The sequence below is a fragment of the Cupriavidus sp. 10L43_2 genome (genome assembly GCF_056395265.1).
Genome location: NZ_JBFTJE010000018.1, coordinates 1 through 21,087, shown reverse-complemented (window position 1 = coordinate 21,087; position 21,087 = coordinate 1). Strand labels below are relative to the sequence as shown.

The following is a 21,087-nucleotide window of genomic DNA, read 5'->3' as shown; positions in this document are numbered from 1 at the left end:
ATCGCCCCCGCTGCCCCAACGTCGCCATCGTCCGCCAGCCCAACATCGCCCCATGGAATACGCGCACGATCCTCGTACGTTTCTGTTCTCCCACTATATCTACCGTGGCCTGCGCTCGGCCACGGGGGTCATCGGCGCCACGCTGCTGGCCATGCAGGTCATGGACCTGCCCAGCGCCATGGTCGTGTCGATGGGCGCGCTCTGCACCAGCCTGATGGACCTGCCCAGCCCGCTGAACCACAAGTTCAACGAGATGCTGGCCAGCGTGCTGCTGTGTACCGCCGTGACCGCCGTGGTGGCGCTGGCCACGCCGTTCCCGCGCGTGCTGCCGTGGGTGCTGGTGCTGGTGACCTTCCTCGCCGGCATGATGACGGTCTATGGCAACAAGACCATGCCGTTGCAGTTTTCGGCATTGTTCGTCATGACGCTCACCGTCAACGAGGACTTCGTGCTCCAGAAGGCGTTCGTCCATGCCGGGCTGTTCGGGGCCGGGGCGGTGGCCTACATGGCCTATGCGATGGCGGTCAGCTGGGTCATGGAGCGGCGCACGCGCCAGCAGATACTAGCCGAGTCGCTGTACGAAATGTCTCACTACCTCGAGATCAAGGCAGGTTTCTACGATGCCGGCACCGACTACGAGGAACAGTTCAACCAGCTGGTGCGCCAGCAGATCGTGGTGGCCGAGCGCCAGCAGGCGGCGCGCGATCTGGTGCTGCGTGGAAACCGCACCAAGCGTGACGGCCTGCTGGTACGCGTGCACCTGCGGATGCTCGATCTCTACGAGTACATCCTTTCCACCAACACCGACTATCCCTTGCTGCGCCAGACCTTCGGTGGCACGCCGGCGCTGGACGCGATACGGCGGCTGGTACGTGGGCTGGGCAAGGATCTCGAGGAAATCGCCTACGACGTCACACGCGGCAAGCCTTCGTACAGCGCCCATGACTACGGCCCCGACCTGCGCGCCGTGACGACGGAAATCGAACAATTACGACATCACCACGTGTCGGCGGCGGCCATGACGGCGGTCGCGGAGACGATTGAGATGATTCGCGGTGCCATCACGCTGGTCGGCCAGTTGCACGAGGCGTCCCGCACACCGGTGGAGCCGGCCAAGGTGATGCCGGGGTCGGACATGACACCGTTCCTGACCCGCCAGAAGTACGAGCTGGGCGTGATCCTGGACAACCTGCGCTGGCGCTCGCCGGCGTTTCGCTACTCGCTGCGCATCACGATGGCGGTGGCGGTGGGGCTCTGGCTGGGCGACCGGCTGCCGTATGCGTCGCACAGCTATTGGATTCTTCTCACGATTGTCGTAATCCTGAAGCCGAACTACAGCCTGACCAAGCAGCGCTATAACGACCGGCTGATCGGCACGCTGATTGGTTGCCTGATCAGCGTGGTGGTGCTGCGCGTGGTGACGGAGCCGCTGGCGCTGCTGGCGGTGCTCTACGTGGCACTGGTGGCCAGTTCGGCGTTTTCCACCATCAAGTACCGCTACACGGCCATCGCCGCCTGCGTGCAGGTGCTGATCCAGATCAACCTGCTGATGCCGGGCAGCCAGACCGTAGTGGGCGAGCGGCTGATCGATACGGTGATCGGCGGCGTGATCGCGTCCATCTTCAGCTTTGTGCTGCCGAGCTGGGAATACCGGGCGATTCCGAAGCTGGTGGAGAACGTGCTTCAGGCCAACCGGCGCTATATCGCCGCCACGCGCGACCTGCTGCTGCGCCGCGCCCAGGACGACTTTGCCTACCGCGTACAGCGCAAGCAGTTCATGGACAACCTGTCGGCGCTGATCGCCTCGTTCCAGCGCATGCTCGACGAACCGCGCAGCCGGCACCGCGCCGTGGACAACCTGAGCCGCTTCATCAATCAGAACTATCTGGTGGCGGCGCATGTGGCGGCGGCGCGCATCCAGGTGCGCCAGCACTACGAGGAACTGGACGTGCCGGCGGCCGAGGCGGCCATCGAGCAGGCCACGGAAGCCGCCACGCGCAGCCTGACGCTGGCCAGCGAACGGCTGGCGGGCGAGGAGCGGCACGGGCCGCGCGGCGCTGGCTTTATCCGCACGCCGACGGAAACTGCCGTCGCCGGGGTGGGCCTGCCGCCGCACGAACTGGTCGCAGGGGCCGCCGCCGATGACGACGAAGCCAGCGAGCGCCGCGCACGGATCGCCGATTCGGCGGATCGGCGCAAGGCGGACGTGCTGGTCCAGGCCGCCGCGGCGGGCGAGATCGGCGCGGACGAGCGCGATGCCGCCGCGCAACCTGCCGAGTCGGGCGCGAGTTCGACCGGCCGCGCCGCCAACGCGGTGCTGGAGCGCCGCCTGCGCGCGCTGCGCGAAGACGCCGCCAAGATCGCGCTGCGCACCGGCGCGATTGGCCGGTCGATGGCGGAGAAGGATTGAAAGAACCGTGCGACTGGATGCGCCGACCCTCTCCCCCGGCCCCTCTCCCGCAAGCGGGCGAGGGGAGACCACAGGCAGCGGCTGAAGGGTAATGGTTTGCTCCCCTCTCCCTCCGGGAGAGGGGCTGGGGGAGAGGGCAGGCGCCCGCAGCACCTCAAACGGAGAATCACCGATGACAGCCATCCATGAAACCTGGCATCTCATCGCCCATGGCCGCGTGCAGGGCGTGGGCTATCGCGCGGCCTGCGCGGACCGCGCCGTGGCGCTGGGGCTGGTGGGATGGGTGCGCAACCGGACCGATGGCACGGTCGAGGTGATCGCGCAGGGGCCGCGCGACCCGCTTGAGGCGCTGCGGACGTGGATGGCGGCGGGCCCGCCGGCCGCGCAGGTGTCGAAGGTGGAGATGACCCCGGCGGACGACGAAGGGCCCTTCAGCGGGTTCCGCTGGCTGCCGACTGCTTAAATATTAGACAGCGCTTAGTCGGCCTTCAGCCAATCAATCGGCGCCCGGCCATGCCGTTCCAGCCAGTCATTGGCCTGCCGGAAATGCCCGCAACCCAGGAATCCGCGATGCGCGGACAGCGGCGACGGATGCGGCGCCTCCAGGACGCAATGCGTGTGCGCGGTCTGCCCATCGAGCAGTGCCCGCTTGGCCTGCGCATGGCTGCCCCATAGCAGGAACACGAGATTGGGCTGCGACGCCGCCAGCGCGTGGATCAGGCAATCGGTCACCGCCTCCCAGCCGCGCTTGGCGTGGCTGGCCGCCTGGCCTTGCTCCACGGTCAGCACGGTGTTCAGCAGCAGCACGCCCTGGCGCGCCCAGCCCTCCAGATTGCCGGAGGCGCGCGTGGGCTCGGCGCCGTACTCGGCACCGATTTCCTTGAAGATATTGCGAAGGCTCGGCGGCACCTTGACGCCCTCGGGCACCGAGAACGCCAGCCCGTGCGCCTGCGGAATCTCCGCGCCACCGACCACGCCGGTGCCGTGATACGGGTCCTGCCCCAGGATCACGACCTTGACGGCATCGGGCGGGGTCAGGTGCAGCGCGTGGAAGACCGCGTGCGGAAACACCGGCTTGCCGGCGGCGCGCTCGCCATCGACAAAGCGCGCCAACTCGTCCCACGCGGCATGGCCGAGGCACGGCGCGAGCAGGGTGCGCCACGCGGCGGGCAGCGCATCGACCTGGGTTTGCAAAGGGGCGATGGCAGGAGGCTCGGCGGCCACGGGTGCAGCAAAGAAGTCGGCTTGCATGCGGGGAGGGGAGAGCGTCAGGAGAGTTCGCCGCCCGTCAGGCGATAGCCGCGCGCGGCCTTGCTCAGATCGGACGGGGTGAGCGGCGCCACATGGGACAGCCGCGCGGCGAACGCACGCAGCGCGGCTTCGGCAAGCTGGCTGTCGTCGGCCCCGCCGTTGTCATCGCCCGGCAGCCATTCGAGTTCGAGTTCCTGGATGGTCTCGACCTGGGCCTGCCCCGGCGCGGTGATCTTGCCAGTATCGAGCGCGGCTTCGATGCGCGCGCCGTCCTGCATGACGATCCATGTGCGGCGGACGAAATCGGTGCGGAATACCGGCGCCAGATGGTCGGCCAGCGGCGCCAGCACGGCGCGCGCCTCGTCGGGGAAGCGGGACAGCTCGATGGCCTCGCCGGCCACGTCGCACTCCCACTCGTTGCGCGAGGCCATCCCGCCCTGGCTGCTGCCGGCGGTCTTCAGCGTCTGGAGCCACTGGCTGCCCTTCTGGTCGCCCTTTTGGCGCAGTCGGAGCGCGGCACGCTGGCGGGCGAGGTCGCGCGCGGGCGTGTCCAGGTAGACGTTGAGCAACGTGGTTTCGCCGCGCGCCTCGCCGTTGGCATCGAGCCACGCGGCCACGGCCGCCAGCGCGGCGTCTGGCACGGCCAGCTTCAGTTCGATTTCACGCGGCATGGCAGCGATCCGTCGTTATGCGAACAGCCGTGCCAGTTCCACGCCCGGATCCGGCGCGCGCATGAACGCCTCGCCCACCAGGAACGCGTTGACGTTGGCGTCGCGCATCCGCTTCACATCGGCCGGGCCGAGGATGCCGGACTCCGTGACCACCAGCCGCTCCGGCGGCATCGACGGCAGCAGGTCCAGCGTGTTCTCCAGCGAGACCTCGAAGGTGCGCAGATTGCGGTTGTTCACGCCGACCAGCGGGGTCTTGAGGCGCAGCGCGTGGTCCAGTTCGTCGGCGCCGTGCACTTCCACAAGCACGTCCATGCCCAGTTCCAGCGCGCAGGCTTCCAGTTCGGCCATCAGGCCCGGGTCCAGCGCGGCCACGATCAGCAGGATGCAGTCGGCGCCCCAGGTACGGGCCTCGTAGACCTGATACAGGTCGACCATGAAGTCCTTGCGCAGCGCCGGCAGCGGGCAGGCCCCGCGCGCGCGCTTCAGGAAATCGGCATGGCCCTGGAAGAAGTTCACATCGGTCAGCACGGAGAGGCAGGCCGCGCCGTGGCTGGCGTAGCTCTCGGCAATGGCCTCGGGCACGAAATGCTCTCGCAGCACGCCCTTGGACGGCGATGCCTTCTTGACCTCGGCAATCACGCCCGCGTGGCCCGCCGCGATCTTCTCGCGCAGGGACCGCTCGAAGCCGCGCGGCGCCAGGCCGGGCTCGGTGCGCAGGGCCTCGGCCTCGGCGCGCAGGCTGGGCAGGTCGCGCTTCTTGCGCGCGGCGGCCACTTCGTCGGCCTTCACGGCCAGGATTTTTTGCAGGATGTCGGACATGGCGGATTACTTGAATTGCTGCGTGGCACGCACGAACTGGTCGAGCTTCTCGCGGGCGGCGCCGCTGGCGATGGCCTTGCGGGCGCGTTCGATGCCGTCCTCGATCGAGCTGGCCACGTTGGCTGCGTAGAGCGCGGTGCCGGCGTTCAGCGTGACGATCTCGCGCGGCGTACCCGGCACATCGGTCAGCGCTTCGAGCAGCATCTCCTTCGATTCCACGGCATCGGCCACCTTCAGGCCCCGGTTGGAGATCATCGACAGGCCGAAGTCCTCCGGGTGAATCTCATACTCGCGCACCTCGCCATCCTTGAGTTCGCCGACCAGCGTGGCGGCACCGAGCGAGACCTCGTCCATGCCGTCCTTGCCGTACACGACGATGGCGTGCTTGGCGCCCAGGCGCTGCATCACGCGCACCTGAATGCCGACGAGGTCCGGGTGGAACACGCCCATCAGGATATTGGGGGCGTCCGCCGGGTTGGTCAGCGGGCCGAGGATGTTGAAGATGGTGCGCACGCCCATCTCCTTGCGGATCGGGGCGACGTTCTTCATGGCCGGATGGTGCGTCGGCGCGAACATGAAGCCGATGCCGGTCTGCTCGATGCACTGGCCGACCTGCTCCGGCGTGAGCATGATGTTCACGCCCAGCGCCTCCAGCACATCGGCGCTGCCCGACTTGGACGACACGCCCCGGTTGCCGTGCTTGGCGATCTTCGCGCCGGCGGCTGCCGCCACGAACATCGACGCCGTGGAGATGTTGAACGTATGCGACCCATCGCCGCCCGTTCCCACGATATCGACGAAATTGTCGCGGTCCGTCACCGGCACCTTGTTGGCGAACTCGCGCATCACCTGCGCCGCCGCCGAGATCTCGCCGATGGTTTCCTTCTTCACGCGCAGCCCGGTCAGGATGGCGGCCGCCATCACCGGGGAGATCTGCGCCTGCATGATCTGCCGCATCAGGTGCAGCATCTCGTCATGGAAGATCTCGCGGTGTTCGATGCAGCGCGTCAGCGCTTCCTGCGGCGTGATGGACATGGCGGATTCTTGAATAGGGTCGGGGGCGGGGGCGAACGTTGCGGGATCGAGCCGCCTCATCGCGGCACCTTCAGGAAGTTGGCCAGCAGCGCATGGCCGTGTTCGGACAGGATCGATTCCGGGTGGAACTGCACGCCTTCCACGGCCAGCGTCTTGTGGCGCACGCCCATGATCTCGCCGTCCGGCGTCCACGCGGTCACTTCCAGGCAATCGGGCAGGGTCTCCCGCTCGATCGCCAGCGAATGATAGCGCGTGATGTCGAAGTGCCGGGGCAGGCCGGCGAACACGCCTTCCTGGGTGGTTTCGATGGTGCTGACCTTGCCATGCATCACCTGCTTGGCGCGAATCACTTTTCCGCCAAATGCCTCGCCGATGGCCTGGTGGCCGAGGCACACGCCCAGCAGCGGGATCTTGCCCGCGAAGTGTTGCAGCACGGCCACCGAGATGCCGGCTTCCTTCGGGCTGCACGGGCCGGGCGACACGCAGATGCGCTCCGGGTTGAGCGCCTCGATCTCCTCGAGGGTGATCTCGTCGTTGCGGTAGGTCCGCACATCGGCGCCGAGTTCGCCGAAGTACTGCACCAGGTTGTAGGTAAACGAGTCGTAATTGTCGATCATCAGCAGCATGGTCGTTTCTCCAGTTCCTGGGGTCAGAGGTCGGCGTCCAGGCCGTCCTGGACTTGCTCGGCGGCGCGGATCACGGCGCGCGCCTTCGCCTCGGTTTCCCTCCATTCGGCCTCGGGGTCCGAGTCCGCGACAATGCCGGCGGCAGCCTGCACATAGAGATTGCCGTCCTTGATGATGCCGGTGCGGATGGCGATGGCGAGGTCCATTTCGCCGCCGAACGACAGGTAGCCCACCGCGCCGCCATAGATGCCGCGCTTGCGGGGCTCCAGTTCGTCGATGATTTCCATCGCCCGCACCTTGGGCGCGCCGGACAGCGTGCCGGCCGGGAAGGTGGCACGCAAAACGTCCAGATTGCTCATGCCCTCGCGCAGCGTGCCTTCCACCGAGCTGACGATGTGCTGCACGTGCGAGTACTTCTCGATGACCATCTTGTCGGTCACCTTGACCGTGCCGGTTTCGGCAATGCGCCCGATGTCGTTGCGCGCCAGGTCGATCAGCATCACGTGCTCGGCAATCTCCTTCGGATCGTTGAGCAGTTCGGTGGCGAGCTGGGCGTCACGCTCGGGCGTGCTGCCGCGCGGGCGCGTGCCGGCCAGCGGGCGGATCGTCACGATGTGCTTGCTGTCGGCATCGCCGTTCGTGCCCACCTTGCGGGTTTCCTGGCGCACCAGGATCTCCGGCGAGGCGCCCACCACCTGGAAATCGCCGAAATTGTAGAAATACATATAGGGCGACGGGTTCAGCGAGCGCAGCGCGCGGTACAGCGACAGCGGCGAGTCGCGGTAGGGCTTGACCAGCCGCTGGCCGATCTGCACCTGCATCATGTCGCCGGCCATGATGTATTCCTTGGCCTTGTGCACGGCGGCGATGTAGTCCGCCTTGGCGAATTCGCGGTAGACCTCGGACTGCACGGACGGGCTGGTCACCGGCACGTCCACCGGCTGGCGCAGCTTCATGCGCAGTTCGCGCAGGCGCTGGCGGGCGCGCGGGTAAGCTTCGGGGGTGGTCGGGTCGGCGTAGACAATCAGGTACAGCTTGCCGGACAGGTTGTCGATGACCGCCAGTTCCTCGCACAGCAGCAGCTGGATGTCGGGCAGGTCGAGATCGTCCGGCTTCTGCCTGTCGGCGAGCTTTTTCTCGATATAGCGCACCGCGTCGTAGCCGAAGTAGCCGGCCAGGCCGCCGCAGAAGCGCGGCAGGCCGGGGCGCATGGCCACCTTGAAGCGGCTCTCGAACGTGGCGATGAAGTCGAGCGGATTGCCTTCATGGGTCTCGACGACCTTGCCGTCGGTGACCACCTCGGCGCGCTGGCCGTAGGCGCGCAGCAGCGTACGGGCATGCAGGCCGATAAACGAATAGCGGCCGAAGCGCTCACCGCCCACCACCGATTCCAGCAGGAAGGTGTTCACGCCGCGCGTTTGCGACTGAGCCAGCTTCAGATAGAGCGAGAGCGGCGTCTCCAGGTCGGCCAGCGCCTCGGCGATGATCGGAATACGGTTGTAGCCCTGGTCGGCCAGCGATTTGAATTCCAGTTCGGTCATGTCGATCCTCTTCTTGCGGCACCCGCGTATCGGATGTGGGGCGCGGCACCGCTTGTGTCGGCAGGGGAGGGCTGGCAACGCTGGCAACCCGCCCCGGGGGCGGACCGTGGTGCGAAGGGCTTGCACGAAGGCGCACAAGCGCGCACACGGCCGGGCGTGGCGTGCGGCGCGTTCTTGAGCTAACCGTAGCACATGCGGCTACGGCGCTGGCGGAGGGATCTGGGGATCGGCGCGGAGGCCGGCCTGGTGTGGCGTGGCCGGGTCCGGCGGAACCGGAACTCGTCGGGGGCGGCTGGCCGCGTGAAGCAGCTTGGTCCGGCCCGGCAAGTCCGTCAGGTGACTCGCGAACGCACTTTACGCCTGTTCAGAGGCGCGCCAGCGACGCCAGGGCCAGGCCTGCCGATCACTGCCAGAAAAGATGCGTTTGCGGTTGAGAAACATGGAGTTTTCAGCGTGGTACCCGCTGTGCGCGCTGTGCGGTAACAAGCGCTGCGGCGCGGGCAATGTCGGGGACTATACCATCGGCGTCAACGCCTTGTACAGGGTTCCCATGGTTGTAGCCATATGGCACCAACAGCACACCCATGCCGGCCGCGCGGGCCGCCTGCGCGTCGTTTTCGGAGTCGCCGATGGCCAGCACGGCGGCCGGATCGAGGCGGAATGCCTCGGCCACCCTGAGCAGCGGGAACGGATCGGGCTTGCGCAGCGCGAAGGCGTCGCCGCCGTAGACCAGTTCGAAAAACGGCGCCAGGCCGGTCTTGGCCAGCAGCGGTTCGGTGAAATTCCAGGGCTTGTTGGTCACGCAGGCCAGCCGCAGCCCGGCCGCCTTCAGCGCCGCCAGCCCTTCGCGCACATTGGGGTAGAGCGCCGAGAACTGGCCGTTGATGCGCACGTACTCGCGGTCATAGAGCGCGTAGGCCTCGGCGAACAGGCCGTTGGCGTGCAGCGGCGAGAAGCGCGCGTCCAGCACCCGGCGGATCAGCTTTTCCGAGCCCTTGCCGACGAAGCTGACGATCTCCTGGGTGGACATCGGCGCCACCGGCCCCAGGTGCGGATGCAGGTGCGCCAACGCCAGCAGCATCGCGTTGACGGAGGCGTGGAAGTCGCCCGCCGTATCGACCATGGTGCCGTCCAGATCGACGATCACCGCCTCGATGCCGCTCCAGTCCGTGCGGCGCAGGATTTCAAGACCCATCTGTCCGGCCCGCCCGCTCAACGGCCAGCCGTGGCCAGCGCGTCGCGCAGCTGGCCGAGGACGCCGCGGTAGCCGCCATCGGCGTCCGGCTTGCTGAACACGGCGGAGCCGGCCACGAAGGTGTCCGCGCCGGCCGCGGCGATCTCGGCGATGTTGTCCACCTTCACGCCGCCGTCCACTTCCAGCAGGATCTGCCGGCCGGTGCGGGCCGTGTAGGCGTCGATGCGGGCGCGCACGGCGCGCAGCTTGTTCAGTGTCTCGGGAATGAACGACTGGCCGCCGAAGCCCGGGTTGACGGACATCAGCAGGATCACGTCCAGGCGGTCCATCACATGGTCCAGGTGGTGCAGCGGCGTGGCCGGGTTGAATACCAGGCCGGCCTGGCAGCCGTGGTCGCGGATGAGGGCCAGCGAACGGTCGATGTGATCGCTCGCCTCCGGGTGGAAGGTGATGATATTGGCGCCCGCCTTGGCGAAGTCCGGGATGATGCGGTCTACCGGGCGCACCATCAGGTGCACGTCGATCGGGGCGGTCACGTGCGGGCGGATGGCCTCGCAGACCAGCGGGCCCACGGTCAGGTTCGGCACGTAGTGGTTGTCCATCACGTCGAAATGGATCCAGTCGGCGCCGGCTTCGGTGACGCGGCGCACTTCCTCGCCCAGGCGGGCGAAGTCGGCGGACAGGATGGACGGGGCGATGCGGTAGGTGGGCGTGCTCATGGTGTGGGGCGGTGCGGGCGGGGCGGGTGGCCCGGCCGGCATCCGGATCGTCGGCATGGGAATGGCGCGTATTTTACGCCGGACCGGGCCCCTGGCGCCGGCGTCGCCCAGAATCCCGCCCAACCACGCCCAAAATCCGCCCGCTTGCCCCTGCCGGGGCCTTGCCGCACAATGCGGACACCCGACCGTGGCGCCTGGCGCCGCAGGCCGCCCCGATCCTCCATCCGATCCGTCGATCCCGGTCGACGCATGAGCCAGCAATGAGCGAGTACGCTTTTTCCGTGGCGGTACGCACCCAGTACCTGCCCGACCAGTCGGACCCCGATCGCGGACGTTTCGCGTTCGCGTACACCATCACCATCCACAACACCGGCGAAGTGGCCGCGCAGCTGATTTCGCGCCACTGGACCATCACGGACAGCGACAACGCCGCGCAGGAAGTGGCCGGCCTCGGCGTGGTGGGCCATCAGCCGCTGCTCAAGCCGGGCGAGCACTTCGAATACACGAGCTGGGCGACGATTTCCACCCCGGTGGGGTCGATGAAGGGCCTGTACTTCTGCGTGGCCGAGGATGGCCATCGCTTCGAGGTGCCGATTCCCGAGTTCGCGCTGGTGCTGCCGCGCATGCTCCACTAAGACTGGCGGGAACTCAGGCGGCGGGCGGCGGGTCTGCGTCCTTCGGTGCCTCGGCGGTCCGGGATGGATGATCCTTGGGCGCGCGGCTCGGGCGCGGATGCTTGCGCGCCGTGCCCATGGTCCAGACCACGATGAAGATCAGCAGCAACAGCGCCACGCCGGCTTCGGCCGCGAGCAGCAGGGTGGGATGGTCTTCGAAGAACTGGCTCATCGGGATCAGGATCGGGATCGAGGCGTGGATCGGTCAGACAGGTACGAGATTGTAGGACATGCGTGCCGCCGTGCAGCGCGCGCACGGTGCTAACAACGAAGACGATGGCATATCAGGAATCCTTTGGGGCGGTATCTCCGTGCAACCGGCCGGCAACGGGCGGGAAATCGGTGACATCCATGGCTGGATGGCGCACGTGGCTGGCGCTGGCCGGGGCAGCCGTGCTGCTGGCCGGCTGCATGAGCGGCCCGCCGCCGCGCGTGGAAGGCCCGGGCGGCACGCCCGGCACCCCGACGCCGCCGCCCTCCGCCAACGCCGGCCGGCTGCAGCCGGCGAGCTGGGCCGAGATCGGCGGCTGGAGCCAGGACGACGTGCGCGCCGCCTGGCCCGCGCTGCAGGCCAGCTGCCAGGCCCTGAAGAAGCGCGCCGACTGGAACCGCGTCTGCGCTGTCGGCCTGATGGTGGATGCCGGCGACCTCGCCGCCATGCGCGAGTACTTCGAGACCCATTTCCAGCCGTTCCGCGTGATCAATGGCGACGGCACCGATAGCGGCCTGATCACCGGCTATTACGAGCCGATCCTGCACGGGTCGCGCACGCGCCAGGGCACCTTCCAGATTCCGCTGTACCGCCGTCCGCCGCAACTGGGCAAGGGCGCGCTGCCGGCCCGGGCCGAGCTGCTGCGCAACCCGGCGCTGCGCGGCAACGAGGTGGTCTGGGTGGACGACGCCGTGGAAGCCGCCTTCCTCCAGATTCAGGGTTCGGGCCGTATCCGGCTGCCCGATGGCTCGGTGATGCGCGTCGGCTTCGGCGGCACCAACGACCAGCCGTTCCGGTCCTTCGGCAAATGGCTGCTCGACCGGGGCGAGATCACGTCCGCGCAGGCCACGATGCAGGGCATCAAGGCGTGGGCGCGCGCCAATCCGGCCCGCGTGGAGGAGATGCTCAACGTGAATCCGCGCTACGTCTTCTTCCGCGAACTCCCGCCGAACAACGACGGCCCGGTCGGCGCGCTGGGCGTGCCGCTGACGGCCGAGCGGTCGATTGCCGTCGATCCGGCCACGATTCCGCTGGGCGTGCCGGTGTTCCTCTCGACCACCCGGCCGCTCTCGACCGAACCGATCCAGCGCCTGATGTTCGCGCAGGACACCGGCTCGGCCATCAAGGGCGGCGTGCGGGCCGACTTCTTCTGGGGTGCCGGCGACGCCGCCGGCGAGACGGCCGGCCGCATGAAGCAGGGCGGCCGGATGTGGGTGCTGATGCCGCGCAGCTAAGCGGCAGCCTTCCACTTCGGGCTAGCGCGGCCGTTGATCCACGATGCGCCGCGCCTTGCCCACCGACCGCTCCACGCCGCCTTCGGGCAGGATCTCGATGGCGGCGGTGACGCCGATATACGCCTTGATATCGTGGACCAGCCCCGACCGGGCGTGCTGCGCCCCCTCGGGCTCGGCGCCGTGGGCGCATTCCACGCGCACCGTCAGCGTATCCATCGGCCCTTCCTTGCCCAGCACGCACTGGTAGTGCGGCGCCAGTTCGGCGTGCTTCAGGATCAATTCCTCGATCTGCGACGGGAACACGTTCACGCCACGCACGATCATCATGTCGTCGGTGCGGCCGGTGATCTTCTCCATCCGGCGGAACGCGGCGCGCGCCGTGCCCGGCAGCAGCCGCGTGAGGTCGCGCGTGCGGTAGCGGACCACCGGCATCGCCTCCTTGGTCAGCGAGGTGAAGACCAGTTCGCCGAACTCGCCATCGGGTAGCACTTCGCCGGTGTCCGGGTCGATGATCTCGGGGTAGAAGTGGTCCTCCCAGATCGTCGGGCCGTCCTTGGTCTCGGCGCATTCGTTGGCCACGCCGGGGCCCATCACCTCGGACAATCCGTAGATATCGACCGCCGAGATGCCCATGCGGCGCTCGATGGCCAGGCGCATCTCGGGCGTCCACGGCTCGGCGCCGAAGATGCCGATGCGCAGCGAGGTGCTGGCCGGGTCGATGCCCTGCCGCTCGAATTCATCGGCAATCGCCAGCATGTAGCTGGGCGTGACCATGATGATTTCGGGCTTGAAGTCCTGGATCAGTTGCACCTGGCGCTCGGTCTGGCCGCCGCCGAACGGGATTGCCGTCAGTCCGGCCTTTTCCACCCCGTAGTGCGCGCCCAGCCCGCCCGTGAACAGGCCGTAGCCGTAGCTGACGTGGACCTTGTCGCCGCGCCGCGCGCCCGAGGCGCGGATCGAGCGCGCCATGACCGTGGCCCAGGTATCGATATCGCGCAGTGTGTAGCCGACCACCGTGGGCTTGCCCGTAGTGCCGGAGGACGCGTGGATGCGCGCGATCTGGTCCTGCGGCACGGCGAACATGCCGAACGGGTAGTGGTCGCGCAGGTCCTGCTTGGTGGTGAACGGAAAGCGCGCCAGGTCCGCCAGCGACTGGATCTGGTCCGGATGGACCCCGGCGGCGTCGAACTTGCGCCGATAGACCGGCGAATGGTCGTAGGCATGGCGCACGGACCATTTCAGGCGATCGAGCTGCAGGGCCTGGAGGTCTTGCCGGCTGGCGGTCTCGATGGGCTCCAGCGGCAGGTCGGTGAGGCGCGCGCTCATGTCGGCTCCACCACGTGGCCCTTGATCTGGGCGGACTTGCCCCGGAACATCGCCACCGGCTCGCCGGCCTGGTTGGACACGCGGATGTCGTAGACGCCGTGGCGGCCGGACAGCACCTGCTCCTGGGCCTCGGCTGTCAGCACGTCGCCGCCGTGCACCGGGCGCAGGAACTCGATCGAACAGCCGGCGGCCACGGTGTTGATGTTGTGGCTGTTGCAGGCGAACGCGAAGCTGGAATCGGCGAGCGTGAACATCAGCCCGCCATGGCAGATGCCGTGGCCGTTGAGAAATTCGGGCCGCACCGGCATCGAGAGCCGGGCGTACCCGGGGCGCACGGCTTCCACGACGATGCCGAGCCAGCGGCTGCACGCATCGGCCTCATACATGGCGGCGGCGGCCGCTTCGGCGAGGGCCTGGGGGTCTTGGGGCAAGCGGGTCTCCTCGGGCTGTCTATATATATATAGGGGGCGATGTTGGGCAGCGGGCTATCGGCCGGTGAAGTGCGGGGCGCGTTTCGCCAGGAAGGCGTTCACGCCTTCCGTGTAGTCGTGCGACTGGCCGAGGTCGCGCTGGAGGTCGCGTTCGAGGTCGAGCTGGGTGTCGAGCGTGTTCGTGGCGCTGGCGTACATCGCCCGCTTGATCGCCGCCAGCGCGCGGGTGGGCTGGGCGGCGAGGTGGGTGGACAGCGCCATCGCCTGTTCGGCCAGCAGGGGGTCGTCCATGACTTCCCAGACCAGGCCCCATTTCTCGGCTTCGTCAGCGCTGAGGCGGTCGCCGGTCATCGCCAGCCCCATCGCGCGGCCCATGCCGAGCCGCTTGGGCAGCAGCCAGGTGCCCCCGGAGTCCGGCACCAGGCCGATCTTCACGAAGGCCTGGATGAAGCAGGCCGAGCGGGCCGCCAGCACCATGTCGCAGGCCAGCGCGAGGTTGGCGCCAGCGCCGGCTGCCGTGCCATTGACGGCCGCCACCACGGGCAGCGGGAGCGCCTGGAGGCGGCGGATGAGCGGGTTGAACCAGGTGTCGATCAGTTCGCCGAGGTCGGTGCTGTGGCCGGGCGTGAAATCGAGATCGGCAAGATCCTGGCCGGCGCAGAAACCGCGTCCGGCACCGGTCAGCAGCAGGGCGCGGGCGCCGCCGGCTTCCACGTGGTCGAGCGCGGCGACCAGCGCCTCGTGCATCTGGTGCGTGAAGCTGTTGAGCTTGTCGGGGCGGTTCAGCGTGACCACGGCCACGTCGCCCTGCCAGCGCAGCAGGATCGGGCCGGCGTCGAGCGTCGCCCGGGCCGTGGCCGACGATGAGGATGGGGGCATGGTTGTCTCCTGCGCCATATTGTTCTCCGGGTCGGTGAGTGGATCTGACGCCACGATGCGCGCCCGGCCATTGTAGACAGCCATCGCGCGCAATTAAATAAACCGACCAGTCGGTCGGCAAATAATAGTAGGCCTGCGGATTGGGCGCAAGATGGGGTTACGCGCAGCCGCCTCGATCAGGCCGACTGCCATCCCCTCGCAGATTTGACAATTCTTGCCCTTCGACTACGGTTAGCGCGTGAGCTAGCGCTTTCATCACCTCTGCGAGGCCCGTATGCGCAAATGGAATCCATGGCTGGCCGTCCTGATGGCGGCGCTGGTATTACCCGTGGTGCCCGCCACGGCCTCGGCCACCGAGCAGGCCCAGCAACGCCGCGAAGGGCGCGACGTGCGCCAGGACACCCGTCAGGGATCGCGGGAGACGAAGCAGGATTGCCGCGCCAACGACCAGAAGAGCAATCCGCAGTGCCGGCAGGACAAGCGCCAGACCAAGCAGCAAGGCCGGGAGACCGCGCGCGACATCAAGTATTAATAGGCGGATCTCTGGATCTAGCGCGCCGGTTTCGCCAGTTCCTCGTCGATATAGCGCAGCAGCGCCTCTGACAGCGCCTCGCGCGGGTAGGCGTTCTGCGTGACGAACAGCGCGGCGACGGTGGTGCGCGTGCGGGCGATTGGCACGGCGAGTGCCCAATGGTCCGCATTGACGTAGGCCAGCAGCGTGCTGCCCGGAATCACCTGATCGTAGAACAGCATCTGGCTGTCATTGCGGGGATCGATCTGCGCCAGCTTTTCATGGCTCGACGTCAGGATCGACGAAATACGCCCCGGCTGGGGAAACGTCACCAGCGAGTAGTAGCGCGGCCCCGCCGGCAACGGATGTGCCGCCAGCCAGGCCTTGCGGACGGCCGGCCGCAGGCTCATCACGCCGCCGCCATCGCCGGGCTGGCAGGTGGAGCCGGGGAAGTGCTGGAGCAGGTCCGCCTGATATTGCTCGGCATCGTTGGCGAGCGGCGAGCCGCCCACCGCGCCCGCCGCGCTGACCACCGCCGCCACGCGGCCGAGGATCTCCGGGTAGTTGACCAGGGCCTCGAGGATGTCAGGCGCGCCCTTCGAATAGCCGATCAGTACGAGTCGCGGCCCAGCGGGGTCGAGCGGCGTGGCCATGACCGCATCGCGGATCTGGCGCGCGTTGTAGGCGGAACTGGACAGCGCATCGACCGACAGCATCGCCCCGTCATAGCCGAACTCGCGCAGGTGCTTGCCCACGGCATCGGGCGGATTCAGCCACGGCGCGAAGCAATTGAAGCCGATGCCGGGCACGACCATCGCCACCAGTGGCCGGCGCGCAGGGCCGAGGTCGGCCGGCTTGCCGGTGCCGGACGGCTCCGTGCCGACGCGCGTCAGGGCTTCCTCGCACGGGCGATAGTCGGGCACGGTCTGCTGGCGGGTCTGCAGGATCGCGCAGAAGATCTCGCGGAAGCGCGCCCGCCCATCGCCCACGCCGGCGGCGGCGGCGGGCAGCAGGACCAGCGGCGGGGTCTCGGTGGAGTAGGGCACCAGCGGCTTCGAGGCGCAGCCCGCCAGGGCCAACGCCAACGCCAGTACCAACGCCAGGCTACTCGCGCGCATGGGACTCCCCTTCGACGATCGGCTCCCAGTCCAGGATGTCGATGTCCGACAGGCTCAGCGGGCGGAGCACGAAGAACATCACCGCCCGCCGCCCGTCGGTGTGGTAGTGGGCGCCGCTGAAGGTGGCCCGCTCCTGCGCCAGCGGCACCGGCGTGGGGCCCCGGACGAAGGCCAGCTTCTCCAGGCCCTCCGAATACATGCAGTCCTGGACCATCAGGTTGCGCGCCTCATCGACATCCCCATGCATCAGCTGCGCGACATCGGCCGCCGCGAAGCGCCCCCCCACCGGGCGGCCAACCTGCAGCAGGTACACCGGCCGCCCCTGATAGCTGATGGGCGCCAGCCAGACGCGGATCCACGTGGCCGGCGCCCCCGCCTGCGCCTGCTTGCGCAGCACCGCGTCCGGAATCCGGCCGAACACGCGCTGGGCGTTGTCGAAGTCCTGCTGGTTGCGCCGATAGTTGCGGCGGATCATGGCCGCGCTGAAATCCGCCACGGCGCCGACGACGATGCCGTTCAGCGGCTCGCCCACGCCCTGCCCGGCGGCGTCCGTCGCACAGCAGGGCAGGCGCTCCAGCGCGGCGCGCAGGCTGCCGAGGTCGGGATAGTCCGTCACGGCGGCGGGCGGATAGGCGAACAGCTTGCGCGAGAAGTCCGGGTGGCTGGCATCGTCCGGCACGCTCAGGAACAGCGTGAAGGCGATCAGGGTTTGATCGCCGAGCAGGTCGACATTCAGCAGCTTGGTGCCGCGCGACGGATTGGTGAACACCACGCCGGAGCGGGTGGCGCCGGCCGGGATCGGATTGCGGAAGCCCTGCCGGTTGAACCACTCGTCCAGCCGCGCGTTGGACTTGCGGTCGAACCAGCTATGCACGGACCACGCCACTTCGAGCGGCGAGAAGTAGTCCGGATCGGTGCCGGTGCGGAGCAGGATCATTGACCGCTCGGAGGCGTTCTCCACCTCGATCCATACCGGCTGGACCCCCGTGCCCCGGATGTCGATGCCGAACATCCGGTCGGTGTCGGCCTGGCTCAGCACGGCGGCGCGGAGCGTGATGCCCTGCTTGGACGTGGTCTCCGCGCGGGCGCGCAGCGCGGTCACCGCGTCTGTGGTTGGCGGCTGCCAGGTGGAGCAGCCGGCCAGCAGCCAGGCGAGGAACGTCATCGGGAAGAGCGCGGGCAGCCAGCGCAGGGAGAATCGCCGCAGGGTCATCGGCCGATCCCCGGGGTGGCCCGGCGCTGGGCGTCGTGGTCCTGCCAGCGGAAGAACTGGATGCTGTCCAGCGACACGGGCCGGCGGTCGAACACCATCACCAGGCGGTCCCCATCGGTGTAGTACGGGTCCGTGGTCAGGTTCTGGCGCGGCTGCTCGGGCGGGGCGGCGCCGACGCCCGAGGCGTAACCGATCATCACCAGGCTTTGCGAATACGCCATGTCCTCGGCCAGCGCGGTGCGGGCTTCATCGACATCCGGGTCGATCTTGTGCGTGGTCAGCGTGGGCGAGTGGATGGTCAGGCGGCTGCCGATGTCGCGGCTGATCTGGCCGACCCAGACCGGCTTGCCGCGATAGCGCAGGGGGCTGAGCCAGAGCCGCAGGTGGTTGCGCTGGTGGATGGTGTCGCGCGCCTTCTGCAGCGCGAGGTCCTGCGGGCGGCCGAGCAGGTAGAGGTCGCTGACGGGCGCGTTGAGGTAGCGCTCGCCTGAGAGTGCCGATGAGACAACTCGCATGATGGCGCCCGACCATTTGGTCTCCGTCGGCCGCCAGCCGCGGCGCACGAGGGCCGGGAAGGCATCGTCCAGCCCGCCAACGATCACCAGGTTGAGCGGATCGGCGGGCTTGCTGCCGCCCTCGTTGGTGGCACAGCAGGGCAGGGCCTCGAGCGCCGCGCGGAAGGCGTCGTCATCGTCGTAGTCCCGAATCTGGTCGGGCGGATAGACCTCGCGGCGGAAGACGGCGCTGGTCTGGTAATCGCCGCGAAAGCCCGGCACGACGGTGAAGATCGAGAAGGCGTGGGCGTGGTCCTTGGCGACGAGGTCGAGCTGGATCAGCTTGACGCCTTCCTCGAGGTGGGTCAGGACCATGCCCGAACGGGTTTGGCCGGGGAGTACCGGGTTGCGGAAGGCGAGGCGGCCAAATCGCTCGGCGGCCTCGCGCCGCGCTTCGCGGGAGGCATCGGCGGCAAAGATATCGGCGGCTTCGGAGCTGGGGAAGAAGCTGGGGTCCAGTCCTACGTACATGAGCCAGATCGGGCGATCTGTCTCATTGTCGATCTCGACCCAGACCGGCTGCATGCCCCGCTTCGCCAGCGGCACCCCGTAGAGCGCTTCGCTCTCCGTCGCGGACAGGACCGAGACGGACACGTTGACGCCGCCATCCGAACGTGACCGCATGCGGTCCCGGTAGCCGGCGCCGGACTCGGGCGCCGGGCCGGCGCAACCGGTCACGAGCACGGCCATGCCGATGGTCGCCGCCACCCAGGCGGCCAGTCCGGCCCGCGAATGCCCGGGCGACATGGCGGCGCACGCGCAGGGCGACTCAGTTCAGGTCTTCATCCTTGTAATACTTGGTGCCCTTGGCCGTCAGTTCGACGGCCAGCCCGCTGTCCGTGATCTGGTAGACCCAGATCCCCGGCGCGACGGCCACCGCGCCCTGGAAGGCGCTGCCGCTGTCACCGGTTTTCGCGGCGGCGGTGGCTTGCCCCCCAATCGTCCAGCCAGAGTTGATGAATTCGTTCAGCGCCTTGTCGTTCTCGAACACCCAGACCATCTGGAATTTCTTCACGCCGATGCCCAACCCGGCCTGCAACTCGACCATCTTCATATAGACCATGGACTTGGTCTTGTTGTTGACGGCGATGCCTTCCCCCTTGCCGCTCCCCGCCAGCAGGATCTTCATGCCGAAGTTACTGAACGCGGCGTAGCCGGCGGCGGACTCGACCTGCTTGCGCGCCGCCGGCTGCGCCTTGTAAAGCGCATTCAGGGCATTTTGCGCAGCCTTGCGTACTTCAGCCTGCTCTTCCGCCTTGCTCGCGCCAAAGGCGAGGCCGGGGAAGGCGATCAGGGGGATTAAGGAGAATGTGGCCGTGCGACGATTCATGATGGCTCCCTTCTCCGCATCGACGGAGTCGAATGCGGATGCTGGCAAAGCATCTGGGATGCCGCTCGGCGCAATAGGAGGTGCGGCGCTTTTTGTAAGTGTTACCGCAAAATCGTGGGTTCAGATTAGGCGACGGTATGGCGCCGCGCAAGCGTCGCGCCGGTCTTCCCGCTTGACCGCCACGCCGCCCGCGCGCCAGTATCGTGGGCTGGCAGCAGACCTAATCCCATTGATAGAGAGAGAGGAGCAGACATGTCGTACGAGAACATCCTGGTGGAAACGCGCGGGCGCGTTGGCCTGGTGACGCTGAACCGCCTCAAGGCGTTGAACGCGCTGAACGACGCGCTGATGGACGAACTCGGTGCCGCGCTGACCGCATTCGACCAGGACGAGGCGATCGGCTGCATCGTCATTACTGGCAGCGAGCGCGCCTTCGCGGCGGGTGCCGATATCGGGATGATGGCGAAGTATTCGTTTATCGACGTCTACAAGGGCGATTACATCACCCGGAATTGGGAAACCATCCGGCGCATCCGCAAGCCCGTGATTGCCGCGGTGGCCGGTTATGCGCTGGGTGGCGGCTGCGAACTGGCGATGATGTGCGACATCATCCTCGCCGCGGATAGCGCGAAGTTCGGCCAGCCCGAGGTCAAGCTCGGCACCATGCCCGGCGCCGGCGGCACCCAGCGCCTGCCGCGCGCGGTCTCCAAGGCCAAGGCGATGGATTTGTGCCTGACGGCCCGCATGATGGACGCGGCGGAGGCGGAACGTGCCGGGCTGGTATCGCGCGTGGTGCCCGCCGACAAGTTGCTCGAGGAAGCCTTCGCCGCGGCGGACGCCATCGCGAGCTATTCGCTGCCCGTGGTCATGATGATTAAGGAATCCGTGAACGCCGCCTATGAGACGACACTGAATGAAGGCGTCCACTTCGAGCGCCGGCTGTTCCACGCCACCTTCGCCACGGCAGACCAGAAGGAAGGCATGGCCGCGTTTGTGGAGAAACGCGCACCTGATTTCAAGCATCGTTGAGTACTGACTAGGGAATACCCGAGGCCAGTTGAGGGGTATTATCCCGCGGCAAAAATATTCTGCGGAGTGGAATTTCCTTATCGATCAAGGGTTTGTCTGGATAATGCGCGCTTGTCACGCACGGTGGCATGACAAGCGTGTTGCAAAGCCTTGGAAACGGGCCTACTATTCGTCCCCTCGCAACACAAACCGCGCTGCAAACGCAGCAGCGACAAGGGCTGCGGGGTTGATGGGTGGTCGGGCTGAGGAGTTTTCCAGCGCTGACCGCGGCGAAAAAAACTTCGCTGACCTGTTGACGAAACGTAGGTT

At 67.6% G+C, this 21,087-nt stretch carries 22 protein-coding genes; 6 read left to right on the top strand and 16 right to left on the bottom strand.

Going from position 1 to position 21,087, the window contains the following annotated elements; translation table 11 throughout:
• The first annotated feature begins 52 nt into the window (after positions 1-52).
• Together AC1DEL_RS21790 and AC1DEL_RS21785 are read left to right on the top strand one after the other, a co-directional pair.
• Positions 53-2,410, top strand: a complete 2,358-nt coding sequence (locus tag AC1DEL_RS21790) for an FUSC family protein (RefSeq protein ID WP_092299049.1) — start codon at positions 53-55, stop codon at positions 2,408-2,410.
• 172 nt (positions 2,411-2,582) lie between these two features.
• On the top strand, positions 2,583-2,873 hold the full coding sequence (locus tag AC1DEL_RS21785; protein ID WP_092299047.1) for an acylphosphatase: 291 nt from the start codon (positions 2,583-2,585) through the stop codon (positions 2,871-2,873).
• 14 nt (positions 2,874-2,887) lie between these two features.
• Here AC1DEL_RS21785 and AC1DEL_RS21780 read toward each other — a convergent pair whose 3' ends face one another.
• The 8 genes from AC1DEL_RS21780 to rpe form a co-directional block, all read right to left on the bottom strand.
• A complete protein-coding gene (locus AC1DEL_RS21780; RefSeq protein WP_441593361.1) occupies positions 2,888-3,661 on the bottom strand; it encodes a uracil-DNA glycosylase in 774 nt (257 codons plus the stop codon).
• Between the two features lie 17 nt (positions 3,662-3,678).
• Entirely contained in the window at positions 3,679-4,332 is a 654-nt protein-coding gene (locus AC1DEL_RS21775; RefSeq protein ID WP_092299043.1) for a CYTH domain-containing protein, read from the bottom strand.
• 15 nt (positions 4,333-4,347) lie between these two features.
• The gene (trpC, locus tag AC1DEL_RS21770) at positions 4,348-5,151 is read right to left on the bottom strand and encodes an indole-3-glycerol phosphate synthase TrpC (RefSeq protein WP_092299040.1); all 804 of its coding nucleotides are present in this window, start codon (positions 5,149-5,151) and stop codon (positions 4,348-4,350) included.
• Positions 5,152-5,157: 6 nt separating this feature from the next.
• Complete coding sequence (gene trpD, locus AC1DEL_RS21765) at positions 5,158-6,186, bottom strand: anthranilate phosphoribosyltransferase (RefSeq protein WP_092299037.1); 1,029 nt, start codon at positions 6,184-6,186, stop codon at positions 5,158-5,160.
• Between the two features lie 56 nt (positions 6,187-6,242).
• Positions 6,243-6,812: an aminodeoxychorismate/anthranilate synthase component II gene (locus AC1DEL_RS21760; RefSeq protein WP_441593356.1), complete on the bottom strand. Its 570-nt coding sequence runs from the start codon at positions 6,810-6,812 to the stop codon at positions 6,243-6,245.
• A gap of 23 nt (positions 6,813-6,835) precedes the next feature.
• Complete coding sequence (gene trpE, locus AC1DEL_RS21755) at positions 6,836-8,353, bottom strand: anthranilate synthase component I (RefSeq protein ID WP_477126221.1); 1,518 nt, start codon at positions 8,351-8,353, stop codon at positions 6,836-6,838.
• Positions 8,354-8,801: 448 nt separating this feature from the next.
• Complete coding sequence (gene gph, locus AC1DEL_RS21750; RefSeq protein ID WP_477126220.1) at positions 8,802-9,548, bottom strand: phosphoglycolate phosphatase; 747 nt, start codon at positions 9,546-9,548, stop codon at positions 8,802-8,804.
• Between the two features lie 17 nt (positions 9,549-9,565).
• Positions 9,566-10,267, bottom strand: a complete 702-nt coding sequence (gene rpe, locus AC1DEL_RS21745; RefSeq protein WP_092299461.1) for a ribulose-phosphate 3-epimerase — start codon at positions 10,265-10,267, stop codon at positions 9,566-9,568.
• A gap of 260 nt (positions 10,268-10,527) precedes the next feature.
• Here rpe and apaG point away from each other — a divergent pair, with 260 nt between their 5' ends.
• Positions 10,528-10,902: a Co2+/Mg2+ efflux protein ApaG gene (apaG, locus tag AC1DEL_RS21740; RefSeq protein ID WP_092299026.1), complete on the top strand. Its 375-nt coding sequence runs from the start codon at positions 10,528-10,530 to the stop codon at positions 10,900-10,902.
• Positions 10,903-10,915: 13 nt separating this feature from the next.
• Here the strand turns inward: apaG and AC1DEL_RS21735 are convergent, their stop codons facing one another.
• Positions 10,916-11,113 carry a hypothetical protein gene (locus AC1DEL_RS21735; protein ID WP_092299023.1) on the bottom strand — a complete coding sequence of 66 codons (198 nt, stop codon included), beginning with the start codon at positions 11,111-11,113 and terminating at the stop codon, positions 10,916-10,918.
• Between the two features lie 179 nt (positions 11,114-11,292).
• Between AC1DEL_RS21735 and mltA the strand changes: the two genes are divergently transcribed.
• Positions 11,293-12,387: a murein transglycosylase A gene (gene mltA, locus AC1DEL_RS21730; RefSeq protein ID WP_477126219.1), complete on the top strand. Its 1,095-nt coding sequence runs from the start codon at positions 11,293-11,295 to the stop codon at positions 12,385-12,387.
• Between the two features lie 21 nt (positions 12,388-12,408).
• Here mltA and paaK read toward each other — a convergent pair whose 3' ends face one another.
• From paaK to paaG, 3 genes are read right to left on the bottom strand one after another with little or no spacing between them, the layout of a single operon-like run.
• A complete protein-coding gene (gene paaK / locus AC1DEL_RS21725; RefSeq protein WP_092299017.1) occupies positions 12,409-13,713 on the bottom strand; it encodes a phenylacetate--CoA ligase PaaK in 1,305 nt (434 codons plus the stop codon).
• On the bottom strand, positions 13,710-14,144 hold the full coding sequence (gene paaI / locus AC1DEL_RS21720) for a hydroxyphenylacetyl-CoA thioesterase PaaI (protein ID WP_441593351.1): 435 nt from the start codon (positions 14,142-14,144) through the stop codon (positions 13,710-13,712). Before paaI ends, paaK begins: the two co-directional genes overlap by 4 nt.
• Before the next feature lie 54 nt (positions 14,145-14,198).
• The gene (gene paaG, locus AC1DEL_RS21715) at positions 14,199-15,023 is read right to left on the bottom strand and encodes a 2-(1,2-epoxy-1,2-dihydrophenyl)acetyl-CoA isomerase PaaG (RefSeq protein WP_477108283.1); all 825 of its coding nucleotides are present in this window, start codon (positions 15,021-15,023) and stop codon (positions 14,199-14,201) included.
• Between the two features lie 307 nt (positions 15,024-15,330).
• On the opposite strand from paaG, the gene AC1DEL_RS21710 reads away from it, so the two are divergent.
• On the top strand, positions 15,331-15,555 hold the full coding sequence (locus AC1DEL_RS21710) for a hypothetical protein (RefSeq protein ID WP_255370941.1): 225 nt from the start codon (positions 15,331-15,333) through the stop codon (positions 15,553-15,555).
• A 17-nt stretch (positions 15,556-15,572) separates the two neighbouring features.
• Here AC1DEL_RS21710 and AC1DEL_RS21705 read toward each other — a convergent pair whose 3' ends face one another.
• The 4 genes from AC1DEL_RS21705 to AC1DEL_RS21690 are packed head-to-tail and all read right to left on the bottom strand — an operon-like array spanning position 15,573 to position 19,749.
• Entirely contained in the window at positions 15,573-16,652 is a 1,080-nt protein-coding gene (locus AC1DEL_RS21705) for a lipase family protein (RefSeq protein ID WP_092299009.1), read from the bottom strand.
• The gene (locus tag AC1DEL_RS21700; RefSeq protein ID WP_092299006.1) at positions 16,639-17,865 is read right to left on the bottom strand and encodes an LssY C-terminal domain-containing protein; all 1,227 of its coding nucleotides are present in this window, start codon (positions 17,863-17,865) and stop codon (positions 16,639-16,641) included. The genes AC1DEL_RS21705 and AC1DEL_RS21700 overlap by 14 nt, the downstream gene beginning before the upstream one ends.
• The gene (locus AC1DEL_RS21695) at positions 17,862-19,166 is read right to left on the bottom strand and encodes an LssY C-terminal domain-containing protein (RefSeq protein WP_477126218.1); all 1,305 of its coding nucleotides are present in this window, start codon (positions 19,164-19,166) and stop codon (positions 17,862-17,864) included. Before AC1DEL_RS21695 ends, AC1DEL_RS21700 begins: the two co-directional genes overlap by 4 nt.
• Before the next feature lie 22 nt (positions 19,167-19,188).
• Positions 19,189-19,749: a lipid-binding SYLF domain-containing protein gene (locus AC1DEL_RS21690; RefSeq protein WP_092299003.1), complete on the bottom strand. Its 561-nt coding sequence runs from the start codon at positions 19,747-19,749 to the stop codon at positions 19,189-19,191.
• A 252-nt stretch (positions 19,750-20,001) separates the two neighbouring features.
• Between AC1DEL_RS21690 and AC1DEL_RS21685 the strand changes: the two genes are divergently transcribed.
• Positions 20,002-20,778, top strand: coding sequence for an enoyl-CoA hydratase (locus tag AC1DEL_RS21685; protein WP_477126217.1), 777 nt, complete (start codon positions 20,002-20,004; stop codon positions 20,776-20,778).
• Positions 20,779-21,087 lie beyond the last annotated feature (309 nt).

What these genes read in the sequence shown, in the direction of transcription:
- AC1DEL_RS21790 (WP_092299049.1), top strand. Translation starts at nt 53, where the DNA reads ATGGAATACGCGCACGATCCTCGTACGTTTCTGTTCTCCCACTATATC.
- AC1DEL_RS21785 (WP_092299047.1), top strand. Translation starts at nt 2,583, where the DNA reads ATGACAGCCATCCATGAAACCTGGCATCTCATCGCCCATGGCCGCGTG.
- AC1DEL_RS21780 (WP_441593361.1), bottom strand. Translation starts at nt 3,661, where the DNA reads ATGCAAGCCGACTTCTTTGCTGCACCCGTGGCCGCCGAGCCTCCTGCC.
- AC1DEL_RS21775 (WP_092299043.1), bottom strand. Translation starts at nt 4,332, where the DNA reads ATGCCGCGTGAAATCGAACTGAAGCTGGCCGTGCCAGACGCCGCGCTG.
- trpC (WP_092299040.1), bottom strand. Translation starts at nt 5,151, where the DNA reads ATGTCCGACATCCTGCAAAAAATCCTGGCCGTGAAGGCCGACGAAGTG.
- trpD (WP_092299037.1), bottom strand. Translation starts at nt 6,186, where the DNA reads ATGTCCATCACGCCGCAGGAAGCGCTGACGCGCTGCATCGAACACCGC.
- AC1DEL_RS21760 (WP_441593356.1), bottom strand. Translation starts at nt 6,812, where the DNA reads ATGCTGCTGATGATCGACAATTACGACTCGTTTACCTACAACCTGGTG.
- trpE (WP_477126221.1), bottom strand. Translation starts at nt 8,353, where the DNA reads ATGACCGAACTGGAATTCAAATCGCTGGCCGACCAGGGCTACAACCGT.
- gph (WP_477126220.1), bottom strand. Translation starts at nt 9,548, where the DNA reads ATGGGTCTTGAAATCCTGCGCCGCACGGACTGGAGCGGCATCGAGGCG.
- rpe (WP_092299461.1), bottom strand. Translation starts at nt 10,267, where the DNA reads ATGAGCACGCCCACCTACCGCATCGCCCCGTCCATCCTGTCCGCCGAC.
- apaG (WP_092299026.1), top strand. Translation starts at nt 10,528, where the DNA reads ATGAGCGAGTACGCTTTTTCCGTGGCGGTACGCACCCAGTACCTGCCC.
- AC1DEL_RS21735 (WP_092299023.1), bottom strand. Translation starts at nt 11,113, where the DNA reads ATGAGCCAGTTCTTCGAAGACCATCCCACCCTGCTGCTCGCGGCCGAA.
- mltA (WP_477126219.1), top strand. Translation starts at nt 11,293, where the DNA reads ATGGCTGGATGGCGCACGTGGCTGGCGCTGGCCGGGGCAGCCGTGCTG.
- paaK (WP_092299017.1), bottom strand. Translation starts at nt 13,713, where the DNA reads ATGAGCGCGCGCCTCACCGACCTGCCGCTGGAGCCCATCGAGACCGCC.
- paaG (WP_477108283.1), bottom strand. Translation starts at nt 15,023, where the DNA reads ATGCCCCCATCCTCATCGTCGGCCACGGCCCGGGCGACGCTCGACGCC.
- AC1DEL_RS21710 (WP_255370941.1), top strand. Translation starts at nt 15,331, where the DNA reads ATGGCGGCGCTGGTATTACCCGTGGTGCCCGCCACGGCCTCGGCCACC.
- AC1DEL_RS21705 (WP_092299009.1), bottom strand. Translation starts at nt 16,652, where the DNA reads ATGCGCGCGAGTAGCCTGGCGTTGGTACTGGCGTTGGCGTTGGCCCTG.
- AC1DEL_RS21700 (WP_092299006.1), bottom strand. Translation starts at nt 17,865, where the DNA reads ATGACCCTGCGGCGATTCTCCCTGCGCTGGCTGCCCGCGCTCTTCCCG.
- AC1DEL_RS21695 (WP_477126218.1), bottom strand. Translation starts at nt 19,166, where the DNA reads ATGTCGCCCGGGCATTCGCGGGCCGGACTGGCCGCCTGGGTGGCGGCG.
- AC1DEL_RS21690 (WP_092299003.1), bottom strand. Translation starts at nt 19,749, where the DNA reads ATGAATCGTCGCACGGCCACATTCTCCTTAATCCCCCTGATCGCCTTC.
- AC1DEL_RS21685 (WP_477126217.1), top strand. Translation starts at nt 20,002, where the DNA reads ATGTCGTACGAGAACATCCTGGTGGAAACGCGCGGGCGCGTTGGCCTG.